General features: G+C 70.2%; 9 protein-coding genes. 3 read left to right on the plus strand and 6 right to left on the minus strand.

Features of this window, described 5'->3' with window-relative positions:
• Positions 1-67: 67 nt before the first annotated feature.
• The 5 genes from ACFY01_RS09865 to ACFY01_RS09885 form a co-directional block, all read right to left on the minus strand.
• Positions 68-1,444, minus strand: a complete 1,377-nt coding sequence (locus tag ACFY01_RS09865; protein WP_390735160.1) for an alpha-amylase family protein — start codon at positions 1,442-1,444, stop codon at positions 68-70.
• A 134-nt stretch (positions 1,445-1,578) separates the two neighbouring features.
• Positions 1,579-3,324, minus strand: a complete 1,746-nt coding sequence (locus ACFY01_RS09870) for a glycoside hydrolase family 13 protein (protein WP_390735161.1) — start codon at positions 3,322-3,324, stop codon at positions 1,579-1,581.
• Positions 3,325-3,475: 151 nt separating this feature from the next.
• The gene (locus tag ACFY01_RS09875; RefSeq protein ID WP_390735162.1) at positions 3,476-4,381 is read right to left on the minus strand and encodes a sugar ABC transporter permease; all 906 of its coding nucleotides are present in this window, start codon (positions 4,379-4,381) and stop codon (positions 3,476-3,478) included.
• Between the two features lie 19 nt (positions 4,382-4,400).
• Positions 4,401-5,405 carry a carbohydrate ABC transporter permease gene (locus tag ACFY01_RS09880; protein ID WP_390735163.1) on the minus strand — a complete coding sequence of 335 codons (1,005 nt, stop codon included), beginning with the start codon at positions 5,403-5,405 and terminating at the stop codon, positions 4,401-4,403.
• Positions 5,406-5,506: 101 nt separating this feature from the next.
• On the minus strand, positions 5,507-6,781 hold the full coding sequence (locus ACFY01_RS09885; protein ID WP_390735164.1) for an extracellular solute-binding protein: 1,275 nt from the start codon (positions 6,779-6,781) through the stop codon (positions 5,507-5,509).
• Positions 6,782-7,144: 363 nt separating this feature from the next.
• Here ACFY01_RS09885 and ACFY01_RS09890 point away from each other — a divergent pair, with 363 nt between their 5' ends.
• Both ACFY01_RS09890 and ACFY01_RS09895 read left to right on the plus strand, forming a co-directional pair.
• The gene (locus tag ACFY01_RS09890; RefSeq protein WP_390735165.1) at positions 7,145-8,179 is read left to right on the plus strand and encodes a LacI family DNA-binding transcriptional regulator; all 1,035 of its coding nucleotides are present in this window, start codon (positions 7,145-7,147) and stop codon (positions 8,177-8,179) included.
• Positions 8,180-8,254: 75 nt separating this feature from the next.
• Complete coding sequence (locus ACFY01_RS09895) at positions 8,255-9,112, plus strand: phosphatase PAP2 family protein (RefSeq protein ID WP_390735166.1); 858 nt, start codon at positions 8,255-8,257, stop codon at positions 9,110-9,112.
• 62 nt (positions 9,113-9,174) lie between these two features.
• Here ACFY01_RS09895 and ACFY01_RS09900 read toward each other — a convergent pair whose 3' ends face one another.
• Entirely contained in the window at positions 9,175-12,171 is a 2,997-nt protein-coding gene (locus ACFY01_RS09900) for a bifunctional [glutamine synthetase] adenylyltransferase/[glutamine synthetase]-adenylyl-L-tyrosine phosphorylase (RefSeq protein WP_390735167.1), read from the minus strand.
• Between the two features lie 230 nt (positions 12,172-12,401).
• Between ACFY01_RS09900 and ACFY01_RS09905 the strand changes: the two genes are divergently transcribed.
• Positions 12,402-12,839: a VOC family protein gene (locus ACFY01_RS09905; RefSeq protein WP_390735168.1), complete on the plus strand. Its 438-nt coding sequence runs from the start codon at positions 12,402-12,404 to the stop codon at positions 12,837-12,839.
• The last annotated feature ends 8 nt before the right edge of the window (positions 12,840-12,847 follow it).

A 12,847-nucleotide genomic window follows, 5' to 3' on the forward strand; every position in this document is an offset into this window, starting at 1 on the left:
CGAAAGGGTTGCAGCAAGACTTGTGAAACCCGGAGAAAGAAGTTTCACGCACAGTCAGCAGGCCTGCTCAGCAGCTGGACTTGCCCGCGTAGAGCGCCAGAGCCGTGTTCGAGCCCAGAGTGGCGGTGAACTGACCGCTGGAGTTCACCGTCACCGCCGTGTTGTTCTGCACGTTGCAGTAGGTCCCGGCCGGCAGGGACGTCTGGTAGGTGCGGGTCAGGGACGAGGACTCGTGGTTGATGGCCACGTAGCCCTTGCTGCCGCGCCCGAAGCCGATCGCGTTGTTGCCGTCGTCCCACCAGTCGGTCATCGACTGACCGCGGGTGGTGTTGCGGAAGGCGACCATGGACTTGATCTCCGGCCAGGCGTGCTGGCACTTCCAGCCGTCCTGCCAGCACGCGTTCACCGTGCCGCCGCCCGGCGGGCCCGCGTCGACGTCCGTCCACTCGTAGCCGGAGTTGATGTCCGGGGCGCCGTAGGGGTAGGCCAGCATGAAGACGTTGGCGAGGGTGTAGTCGGCGCCGTCCTTGTAGTTCAGGGTGGAGCCGTTGCGCTCGGTGTCGTGGTTGTCGACGAAGACGCCGGCGACCGAGCTGCTCAGGTAGCCCCAGCCCTCGCCGTAGTTCTTCAGGTAGGCGAGCTTCTCGTTGTTGAGGACGCGCTTGAGGTCGTAGGCGTAACGGAACTCCTGGACGTCGCCGTTCCCGGTGTACTCGGTGGGCTGGACGGCCTCGTTGGCGCCGTAGATGACCTCCTGCTTCCAGTAGGCGGAAGGGTTCGTCAGACGGGACTTGATGTTGGCCAGGTCCTCCGCCGGGATGTGCTTGGCCGCGTCGATGCGGAAGCCGTCCACGCCGAGGGTGAGCAGGTCGTTCATGTAGCCGGCGATCGTCTTGCGGACGTACTCCTCGCCCGTGTCCAGGTCGGCGAGGCCGACGAGTTCGCAGTGCTGGACGTTCCAGCGGTCGGCGTAGTTCGTCACCTGGGAGGTGCAGTCGTCGAAGTCGTAGACCGAATACAGCCCCGGGTAGTCGTACTTCGTGTACGACGAACCGCCCGTGCCGGTGCCCGAGCCCGCCGACATGTGGTTGATCACCGTGTCGACCACCACCTTCACGCCGGCCGCGTGGCAGGTGTCGACCATGTTCCGGAACGCCGTACGGTCGCCGAGGCGACCCGCGATCTTGTACGACACCGGCTGGTACGACGTCCACCACTGCGAGCCCTGTATGTGCTCGGCGGGCGGGGAGACCTGGACGTAGCCGTAGCCGGCGGGGCCGAGGGTGCTGGTGCACTCCTTGGCGACCGAGGCGTACTTCCACTCGAAGAGGACGGCGGTGACGTCCTTGACGCCGGGCGGGGAGGCCTGTGCGGTAGTCGGGTACATGCCAACCGTAAAGGCGGCGGCGAGGGCCAGTACCGCGGGGAGGGTTCTGCGTGCCATGTGGGGTTCCTTCGTCGTTGAAGGCGCTTGCTGCAATGTTTCAGCAAACTTGCGGTGACGCAGATGTTAAAGGCCCGCTGCCGAAAAGGCAGCGGGCCTTTGTGAAGTTGATGCAAGAACTTTCAGACGGGCCCTCAGTCCGCCGTCGTCCACCAGACGGTGGTGTCGGCCGGCACCTTCGCCTCGCCGCCCGCCTCGGTCACCTCACCGCTGGTGAGCAGGACCCTGCCGTACGCCGGGGTCGTCACCGCCTCCCCCGTGGTGTTCGCGACGCACACGAACTCCCCGCGCCGGAAGGCGAGGACGCCCTCGGGGGCGCGCAGCCACTCCACCGCGTCGCCCGCGCCGAGCGCGGGGTGGTCCCGGCGGGCGGCGAGCGCGGCCCGGTACAGCTCCAGCGTCGAGCCCGGCACACCGGTCTGCGCCTCGACGCTCAGCTCCCCCCAGCTCGACGGCTGCGGAAGCCAGCTGCCGCCGCTGCCGAAGCCGTACGAGGATCCCGTGCGGGTCCACGGAATCGGCACCCGGCAGCCGTCGCGGAAGCCGTCCTGGCCGGCACCCCGGAAGTACGCCGGGTCCTGGCGCACCTCGTCGGGCAGGTCGACGACGTCGGGGAGACCGAGCTCCTCGCCCTGGTAGATGTACGCCGAGCCGGGCAGGGCGAGCATCAGCAGGGTGGCCGCGCGCGCCCGGCGCAGGCCCAGCGCGCGGTCGCCCGCCGTGCGGATCTGGGTGCCGAGGCCGGGCGGGTTGGCGAAGCGGGTGGCGTGCCGGGTGACGTCGTGGTTGGACAGGACCCAGGTGGCGGGGGCGCCGACCGGGCGCATCGCCTCCAGGGTGCGGTCGATGACCGTACGCAGCTCCTCGGCGTCCCACTCCGTGCTCAGGTACTGGAAGTTGAAGGCCTGGTGGAGTTCGTCGGGCCGGACGTAGTTCGCGGTCCGCTCGACGGTCGGCGTCCACGCCTCGGCGACGAAGATCCGCCCACCCGTCTCCCACCACCGCCCTTCTGACGAAGGCCCTTCGGGCCCCTTTTTATTCGAGTATTCGTCGAGGATCAGCCGCCACTGCCGGTAGATCTCGTGCACGCCGTCCTGGTCGAAGAACGGCATGACATCGTTGCCCAGCAGTTTCAGCTGGTCGTGGGAGCCGAGGTCGGGCAGGCCGTCGGCCTTGACCAGGCCGTGCGCCACGTCGATGCGGAAGCCGTCGACGCCCATGTCCAGCCAGAAGCGCAGGATCGAGCGGAACTCGTCCCCCACCGCCGGGTGGTCCCAGTTGAAGTCGGGCTGCTCGGGGGCGAAGAGGTGCAGGTACCACTCCCCGGCCGAGCCGTCCGGTTCGGTCACCCGGGTCCAGGCCGGGCCGCCGAAGATGGACTCCCAGTCGTTGGGCGGCAGCTCGCCGTCCTGCCCCTTGCCGGGGCGGAAGTGGTAACGCTCCCGCAGCGGCGAGCCGGGGCCCTCGGCGAGCGCCCGCTTGAACCACTCGTGCTGGTCGGAGGAGTGGTTGGGCACGAGGTCGACGATGACCCTGAGGCCGTGCCCGTGGGCGTCGCGGATCAGGGCGTCGGCGTCCAGCAGGTTGCCGAACATCGGGTCGACGGCGCGGTAGTCGGCCACGTCGTAGCCGGCGTCGGCCTGCGGCGAGGCGTAGAACGGGCTGAGCCAGACGGCGTCCACGCCCAGGTCGCGCAGGTGCGCGAGTCTGGAGCGCACGCCCTCCAGGTCGCCCATGCCGTCGCCGTCGCTGTCGGCGAAGCTGCGCGGATAGACCTGGTAGATCACCGCGTCCCGCCACCAGTCGCGGCGCTGGGCGACGGTGGCGACAGCTGACTCGGAAACGGGGCTCGGTGCCGGGTCGGCGGAGTGCTGGCTCATGGCGTCCTTGTGCGTCCTTGTGTGTAACTCGGTCATGGGGCTTCTCGGGTGCGCTGATGAGGCGGCCGCGGTGCCGGCGGGGTCGGATGGGCACCGCGGCCGCCACCCGCGCGGACAGGCGCGCGGGAGCCCTTGTGCGGTGGGCGGGAGGTCAGCCCTTGGTGCCGCCGGCGGTGAGGCCGGTCACCAGGTTTTTCTGGACAAGGTAGAAGAACACGGACACGGGTATCGCGATCAACACCGCGGTGGCGGCCATGTAGTTCCATTGTGCGTCGTGCTCGCTGACGAAGCTCTGCAGGCCGACGGCGAAGGTGTACTTGGAGTCGTCCAGCATGAAGGTGGTCGCGAACGCCACCTCGCCGACGGCCGTGATGAAGTTGTAGAAGGCCGCGACGGCCAGCCCCGGGCGGGCCAGCGGCAGGATCAGCCGGGCGAACGTGCCGAAGGGGGTGAGGCCGTCCACCCGGCCCGCCTCGTCGATCTCGAAGGGGATGGTGTCGAAGTACCCCTTGAGCAGCCAGGCGCTGTACGGCACGGCGGTGGTGCAGTTGATGACGATCAGGGCCCAGTAGGTGTCGATGAGACCGAGCTCGCTGAAGATCTCGTACATCGGCACGATCAGGATGGCGATCGGGAAGGCCTGGGTGAGCAGCAGCACCCACATCAGCGACTTGTAGCCGGGGAAGCGCATGCGCGAGACGGCGTAGCCGGTGGTGGCGGCGACGAAGACGCCGATCAGGGTGGTGCCGAGCGCCACGATCATCGTCGACTTGAACCAGTCGAAGAAGGCGGTGTGCTGGAGCACGAAGCCGTAGTTGGAGAAGGTCAGCTTGCCCAGGATCTTGCTCGGGTGCAGGTAGTCGTCCTTGTCCGGCCCGAGCGAGAGGAAGATCAGCCAGGCCACCGGCGCGATCGCGACGAGGCTCGCGAGGGCGAGGCCGGCGTGCAGGAGGGCGGCGCCGAGCGGGCCGCGTTCGCCCCGCCGGCGGGTGCGGCGCGTGGGGCGCGCGGTGGAGGCGGGCCCGGCCTCGGTCTTTTCCAGGGTCGTGGTGCTCATGGCGGCGGCTCCTGCGGCGTCAGACGGCGAGCTGGTCATTGCGCTTCAGCCAGCGGAAGTAGAAGGAGGTGAAGACGGTGAGGACCGACAGCAGCAGCACTCCGTACGCGGCGGACTGGGCGAAGTCGCGCGGCTGCTGTCCGAAGCCCAGGTAGTAGGCCCAGGTCACGAGGATCTGGGCGTCGGGCGCGCCGGTGGGGCCGAACAGCAGGAAGATGATGGCGAACTGGTTGAAGGTCCAGATGATCCCGAGGAGTACGACGGTGGAGCTGACGGACCTCAGACCCGGCAGCGTGACGTACCGGAAGCGCTGCCAGGGGCTCGCCCCGTCCATCTCGGCGGCCTCGTAGAGCGAGGAGTCGATGGACTGGAGGCCGCCGAGCAGCGAGAGCATCATGAACGGCACACCGCACCAGGTGTTGACCATGATCGCCGCGAACCGCTGCCAGAAGGTGTCCTCCAGCCACTGCGGCTGGGGCAGGTGCAGCGAGTGGAGGACCTGGTTGAGCACTCCGGAGTCGGAGAGCATGATCCGCCAGGAGAAGACGGTGACGAAGGTCGGCACGGCCCAGGGCAGGACCAGCAGCACCCGGTAGAAGGTGCGGCCGCGCAGCTTCTCGTTGAGCATCAGCGCGAGGCCCAGGCCGATGGTGTAGTGCAGGGCGACGCAGGCGACGGTCCAGAAGACGGTCCACAGGAAGTGCGACCAGAACCGGTCGTACGACAACGGGCCGAACAGGATGTCCTTGTAGTTGTCGATCCCGATGAACTTGTACGTGGCGTCGATGTGGTTGACGCCGATGGTGCGCGCCGAGTTGAGGCTGTTGGCGTCGGTCAGGGTGAGGTAGAGGCCGCGCAGCAGCGGGTAGCCCACGATGACGCCGAGCACGACGACGACCGGCGTGATCATCGCGTAGGCGTACCAGTGCTTCTGGAATCCGTGTCTGATGCGCTGGCCCAGGCCGGGCCGCGGCGCGCGGTCACCGCGGCGGTTGCCGGTGGCGCGGTCGATGGCGACTGTCATGTTCGACACCTTCGAAAGATCAGGGGGCGGGCCTGGGCACAGGCCGGTGGCCGCCGGATCCTTCCCCCCTCGCGTGGGGGAGGTCCGGCGGCCACGCGGGCTCACTTGCTGAAGTCGGGCACCAGCTTGGTGATGGCGACCTCGGCGTTGCTCAGGCCCTTGTCCAGCGACTCCTTGCCGGCGGCGACCTTGGGCAGCTCGATGTCCAGCGGGCCCCACAGGGAGCTGTACTCGGGCAGCGCCGGGCGCGGCTGGGCGGCGGCCAGGACGCCCTGGTAGCCGGCGATGCCGGGGTCGGCCTTGACCTGGGCGGTGTAGGCGTCGTCGCGGGTGGGCAGCGTGGAGTTCTTCAGGGCGATGGTCTCCTGGGACTTCGCCGAGGTCATGTAGTTGACGAACTTCAGCGCCGCCGCCTGGTGGGCCTTGTCCGAGCCGGCGTAGACCGAGAGGTTGTGGCCGCCGGTCGGGGCGCCCGCCTTGCCGGTGGAGCCGGCCGGGACGGTGGCGATGCCGAGGTTGGACTTGTCCTTGAACGCGGAGCCCTTGTAGAAGTTCGTGATCTCCCAGGGGCCCTGGATGATCGAGGCGACCTTGCCGCTGACGAACGCGTCCTGGATGTGGGCGTAGGCGTCGGCGGTGGTGTCGGCCTTGTGCAGGCCCTGCCCCTTGAACGTGCTCAGCCAGGTGCCGTAGGCCTTCTTCGCGGCGGCCGAGTCGACGGTGATCTTCTTGGCGGAGGCGTCGACGGTGTCCGTGCCCTCGCCGTAGAGGAAGCTCTGGGCGTAGTAGGCCGCGGTGGAGCCCCAGTAGCCGTAGACGTGCTCCTTGGCGTCGATCTTGGAGGCGTCGGCCTTCAGCTCGTCCCAGGTCTTGGGGGCCTCGGTGATGCCGGCCTTCTTGAACAGCGCCTTGTTGTAGACGAGGGCCAGGGTGTCGGTGACCAGCGGCACGCCGTAGGTCTTGCCGCCGTACTGCGCCTGAGTGATCAGGTTGGACTTGAACTTGTCCTTGTCCCCGAGCGCCTCGGTGCCGTCGAGCGGCAGGAAGTAGCCCTTCTTGGCGAAGGCGGGGGTCCAGCCGACCTCGGAGCGCAGCACGTCCGGGGCGCCGCTGGAGCCGGCTGCGGTGTCGAACTTGTTCTGCGCCTGGTCGAACTGGACGTTGACGTACTTGACCTTGATGTTCTTGTTGGCGGCCTCGAACTGCTTGATCAGGGCCTGGTACGTCGGTGCCTCATTGGTGGCGTTGGAGGTGTCCCACCAGGTGATGGTGACCGGGCCGTCCGACTTTCCGCTGTCGCTGTCGCTCCCGCCGCACGCCGTCGCCGTGAGGGCGAGGGACGCCACCAGTGCGGAGGCCGCTATGCCACGCCGCATGAGTTCTCCTTGAGGGTTAAGCCCGAGTGCTGACAGGGGGCGGTCCCGTCCGCCGCCCCTGCCGTCCTGCCGACCGCGCCGTCGCCGCCGCCGGGCGAGTGGGAACGTAACAGCGATGCAAGCGTTGCGAAAGACCTTGCAGAAAAAAAGTGCAAGAGGGTGCGGATGTTATGCCGCCGTGACCCCTCCTCGACCGCCACGAGACCCTTGTCTTACGTGGCTGAGCGGGAAAGGGCCCGATTGTGCAAGACTCTGCAAGCTCTTGCTATCCGGCTCCGTCACGGGGATCATCCCTTGCGGGACCTGGGCGCCGACCACAACAGAGGGACCGCGATGACGATACGGCCGGTACAGTCCGGTGCCGTGACCACACGGCTTGCGGACATCGCTGCGCAGGCGGGGGTGAGCGAAGCGACCGTCAGCCGCGTCCTCAACGGCAAGCCCGGCGTCGCCGCCACCACCCGCCAGTCCGTGCTCGCCGCGCTGGACGTGCTCGGCTACGAGCGCCCGGTACGGCTGCGGCAGCGCAGCGAGGGCCTGGTGGGCCTGATCACCCCCGAGCTGGAGAATCCGATATTCCCCGCCCTCGCGCAGGTCATCGGCCAGGCGCTGACCCGGCAGGGCTACACGCCGGTGCTGGCCACGCAGACCCCGGGCGGGTCGACGGAGGACGAGCTGACCGAGATGCTCGTCGACCGGGGGGTCGCCGGCATCATCTACGTCTCCGGGCTGCACGCGGACACCACCGCCGACATGGGGCGCTACGAGCGGCTGCGGGCGCAGGGCGTGCCGTACGTGCTGGTCGACGGCTTCTCGCCGAAGGTGCAGGCGCCGTTCATCTCCCCCGACGACCGGGCCGCGATGACGCTGGCGGTGACCCACCTCGCCTCGCTCGGCCACACGCGGATCGGTCTGGCGCTCGGACCGAAACGGTTCGTCCCGGTCCAGCGCAAGATCGAGGGCTTCGTGCGCGCCGTGCAGGACCAGCTGGGTCTGGACGCGGCGGCCGTCGAGTCGGAGCTCGTGCAGCACTCCCTCTACACCCTGGAGGGCGGCCAGGCCGCCGCCACCGCGCTCATCGGGCGGAACTGCACGGCCGTGGTCTGCGCCAGCGACATGATGGCCCTGGGCGCGATACGGGCCGCCCGGCAGCTGGGCCTGGAGGTCCCCCGGGACGTCTCGGTGGTGGGCTTCGACGACTCCCCGCTGATCGCGTTCACCGACCCGCCGCTGACCACCATCCGCAAGCCGGTCCCGGCGATGGGCCAGGCGGCGGTGCGGACGCTGCTGGAGGAGATCGGCGGGACGCCCGCACCGCACAGCGAGTTCGTGTTCATGCCGGAACTGGTGGTGCGCGGTTCGACCGCTTCTGCTCCCGGGGACCGGAATCGTCCCTAGGGAGTAGAACGTGCGGCCCGAACCCGACCAAGGGATGATCGGGGCTTGAAGGCTTTTCTGGCAGACTCTGTAGCTATGGGTGACTCGACCGTGACGGAGCCGGAAGGTCGCGAGCAGACGGCCGTTCCGCACCCTGTCACGGGTGGAGCGGGCTCCGGCGCGCTGCGCCGGCTGCGCGCTCCGCGCCGCCCTCGTCTGTGGTTCGAGATCCTGCTGATCGCGGTGAGTTACTGGACGTACTCGCTCGTCCGCAACGCGGTCCCCGAGCAGCGCGGCAAGGCGATGCGCAACGCCGACTGGGTCTGGCGGGCCGAGCACCACCTCGGGGTCGCCGTCGAGGAGTCGGTCAACCACGCCGTGAACGCGGTGACATGGCTGATCGTGGGGATGAACTACTACTACGCGACCCTGCACTTCGTGGTGACGCTGGGCGTGCTGGTGTGGCTGTACCGCAGCCATCCGGGCCGGTACGCGGCGATGCGGACGGCGCTGTTCGCGACGACCGGTGTGGCCCTGCTCGGTTACTACCTGTTCCCGCTCGCCCCGCCCCGGCTGATGCGCGGCGGTGACTTCGTGGACACGGTGACGGTCCACCAGACCTGGGGGTCGATGGCCTCCGGCGACCTGAAGCACATGTCGAACCAGTACGCGGCGATGCCGTCGATGCACATCGGCTGGTCCCTGTGGTGCGGGCTGACGATCTTCGCGCTGGCGAGCGTGCCGTGGGTGCGGGTGGTGGGGCTGCTGTACCCGGTGACGACGCTCGTGGTGATCGTGGCCACCGCCAACCACTTCTGGCTCGACGCGGTCGGCGGCGTCCTGTGCCTGGCCTTCGGCTTCACGGTGGCCCGCCTGTGGTACGGAGCCCTGCCGCACACCCTGCCCCGCCTGGTCCCGGCACGGAGCTCAGCACCAGTGCCGAGCGAGGCGTAGGCGCCGCGCGGCTCGGGCGTGGGCCCGGTCAATCCGGCGGCGAGCGTGTCCGGGCGAGGCGTTCAGTCCTGGTAGAACAGCTCCTCCACCACTCCCCGCGCCCTGCGGGTCGTACGGCGGTACGCGTCGAGCATGTCGCCGGCGTGGCCCGGGCCGTAGCCGAGGTAGCGGCCGACGGCGGCGAGCTCGCGGGGGTCGGAGGGGAAGGTGTCGCCGGCCCGGCCGCGGACCAGCATGACGGCGTTGCGGACGCGGGTCGCCAGCACCCAGGCCTCGTCGAGGGTCGCGGCGTCCTCGGCGGAGATGAGACCGGTGTCGCGGGCGGCGGCGAGGGCCTCACGGGTGCGGGTGGTGCGCAGTCCGGGTTCGCGCCGGCCGTGCCGCATCTGGAGCAGCTGCACGGTCCACTCGACGTCGGACAGGCCGCCGGGGCCGAGCTTGGTGTGCAGCTTGGGGTCGGCGCCGCGCGGGAGGCGCTCGGCCTCCATGCGGGCCTTCAGCCGGCGGATCTCGCGCACCGCCTCGTCGCCGAGCCCGCCCTGCGGGTAGCGCAGCGGGTCGATCAGCTCCATGAAGCGGCCGGCCAGGCCCTCGTCCCCGGCGACCGGCTCGGCCCGCAGCAGGGCGTGCGACTCCCAGGTCAGGGACCAGCGGCGGTAGTAGGCCTCGTACGACTTCAGGGTGCGCACCAGCGGCCCGGACTTGCCCTCCGGGCGCAGGTCGGCGTCGATCAGCAGGGGCGGGTCGGCGCTGGGCAGCTGGAGCAGGCGGCGCATCTCGGCGACGACCTTGTTCGCGGCGTCGGCGGCCTCCCGTTCCTCCACGCCGTCCTGCGGCTCGTGCACGAAGAGCACGTCGGCGTCGGAGCCGTAGCCCAGTTCGTGGCCGCCGAAACGGCCCATGCCGATGATCGTGAAGCGGGTGGGCAGGGTGTCGCCCCAGCTCTCGCGGACCACCGCGCGCAGCGTGCCGGCGAGGGTGGCCGCCGTGAGGTCGGAGACGGCGCCGCCGACCCGGTCCACCAGGGCGCCCTGGTCGGCTTCGGCCGGGTTCGCCTCGGTCCCGTAGGAGTCGACGATGTCCGCGGCGGCCGTACGGAACAGCTCGCGGCGGCGGACGCCACGGGCCGCGGTGACGCCCTGGGCGGCGTTCTCGGCGCGGCCCACGGCGGCGAGTACCTCCTGCTCCAGGTGGGCGCGTCCGCGCGGCTCCAGGCCACCGCCGTCGCCGTCGCCGAGCAGGGCGACGGCCTCGGGGGCGCGCATCAGCAGGTCGGGGGCGAGGCGCCCCGCCGACAGCACCCGGGCGAGGTTCTCCGCCGCCGCGCCCTCGTCCCTGAGCAGCCGCAGGTACCAGGGGGTCTTGCCGAGCGCGTCGGAGACCTTGCGGAAGTTCAGCAGGCCCGCGTCGGGGTCGGCGGAGTCGGCGAACCAGCCGAGCAGTACGGGCAGCAGGGTGCGCTGGATGGCGGCCTTGCGGCTGACGCCGGAGGCGAGGGCCTCCAGGTGGCGCAGGGCGGCGGCCGGATCGGCGTAGCCGAGGGCGACCAGGCGTTCGCGGGCCGCCTCCGGGCTGAGCCGGGTCTCACCGGGGGCGAGCTGGGCGACGGCGTCGAGCAGCGGCCGATAGAAGATCTTCTCGTGCAGTCGGCGCACGACGGCGGCGTGCCGCTTCCACTCCCGGGTCAGTTCGGCCACCGGGTCGGCCCGCAGCCCGAGGGAGCGGCCCAGGCGGCGCACGTCGGCCTCGTCCTCGGGTACGAGGTGGGTGCGGCGCAGCCGGTACAACTGGATCCGGTGCTCCATGGAGCGCAGGAATCGGTAGGCCTCGTCGAGCTGCACGGCGTCGGACCGGCCGACGTAGCCGCCGGCGGCGAGCGCCTGGAGGGCGTCGAGGGTGGTGCCGCTGCGCAGCGAGGCGTCGGTACGGCCGTGCACGAGTTGCAGCAGCTGCACGGCGAACTCGACGTCCCTGAGGCCGCCCGGGCCCAGCTTCAGTTCGCGCTCGACCTCGGCGGCGGGGATGTTCTCCACCACGCGGCGGCGCATCTTCTGCACGTCGGCGACGAAGTTCTCGCGCTCTGCGGCCTTCCAGACCAGCGGTCCGACGGCGGCGACGTACTCCTCCCCCAGCCGCAGGTCCCCGGCCACCGGGCGGGCCTTGAGCAGGGCCTGGAACTCCCAGGTCTTGGCCCAGCGCTGGTAGTAGGCGAGGTGGCTGCTCAGCGTCCGCACCAGCGGACCGTTGCGGCCCTCGGGGCGGAGGTTGGCGTCGACGGGCCAGATCGACCCCTCGACGGTCGTCTCGGAGCAGATCCGCATCATGTGCGAGGCGAGCCGGGTCGCGGACTTGAGGGCCTTCCCCTCGTCGGCACCGTCGGCAGCCTCCCCCACGAAGATCACATCGACATCGGAGACGTAGTTCAGCTCGTGTCCGCCGCACTTGCCCATCGCGATCACCGCGAGGCGGCACGCGGCGGCGTCGTCGGGCGCGGCGGCCTCCGCCAGGGCGAGGGCGGCGCGCAGGGTGGCGGTGGCGAGGTCGGCGAGCTCGGCGGCGGTCTCGGCGACGTCCGTGGTGCCGCACACGTCGCGGGCGGCGATGGAGAGCAGGCAACGGCGGTAGGCGACGCGCAGCGAGACGAGATCAGCGGCCTCCGCCAGCCCCCTTTCGAACTCCTCCACCCCCGGGTGCAGGTCCCGGGGCTCGTAGGTGACCAGCGCCTCCCAGTCCCGCGGGTGCCGGGCCAGGTGGTCGGCCAGCGCGGCGGACGCGCCGAGCACGCCCAGCAGACGGTCGCGCAGCGGCTTGGCGGCTATCACCGTGTCCAGCAGCTCCCGGCGGGCGGTGGCCCCCGGCTGCGCCTCCAGCAGCCGTACGAGTCCCAGCAGCGCGAGGTCCGGGTCGGCGGTCGCGCCCAGCGCCTCCAGCAGCACCGGGTCGTCCCGTACGGGCGCCAGCTCCGGGCTGTCCAGCAACCGCTCGGCGGCCGACGGATCAGTGAAACCGTGCCGCAGCAGCCGAGTGAAGGTACTGCTCCTGCGTCCCGGCCCCGTCATCCCCGGCCTCCCTCGGATCAGCTTCGGATCAGTTTCGGATCAGCTTCGGATCACGCTAGTACTGGCCAGAGCCTATCCGGAGACCCCGGCGGGGGCTCAGGGCCCGGTGGGCCGAGTTCCGCTTCCCGGTTTCGGTGGCGCCGGGTGGCGATTTCCGCTTCGGTGAGGGCGGGCGGTCCGGACGGGCCGCCGACGGTGGGAGATCCGTACGCCGATCAGGGAGTCGTTGCATGGACATGACCCTCGAAGTGATCCTGCTGCCCGTGTCCGACGTGGACCGGGCCAAGGAGTTCTACCGGGACAAGGTCGGGTTCCACGTGGATCTCGACGGCGAGGTGATGGAGGGCGTGCGGATCGTGCAGCTGACCCCGCCCGGCTCCGGGTGTTCCGTCGCGCTGGTCGACGGGCTCCAGATACCGACGGGAACCCCGCAGCCGGGCACGTACCACGGGCTCCAGTTGTGTGTCACGGACGCCAAGGCGGCCTACGAGGAGCTCACCGCGCGGGGCCTGGAGGTCACCGAGCCGCAGCAGTTCGCACCGCAGGACGGGGCCACCTTCATGTACTTCAAGGACCCCGACGGCAACGGCTGGTCGATCCAGGAGTACCGGAAGCGGGCGACCGAGCCGCTGCACCAGGTGCTGGCCGCACTGGCTCAACGGCAGTAGCGGCCGGC

It is taken from the genome of Streptomyces sp. NPDC001480 (genome assembly GCF_042894725.1).
Classification (GTDB): domain Bacteria; phylum Actinomycetota; class Actinomycetes; order Streptomycetales; family Streptomycetaceae; genus Streptomyces.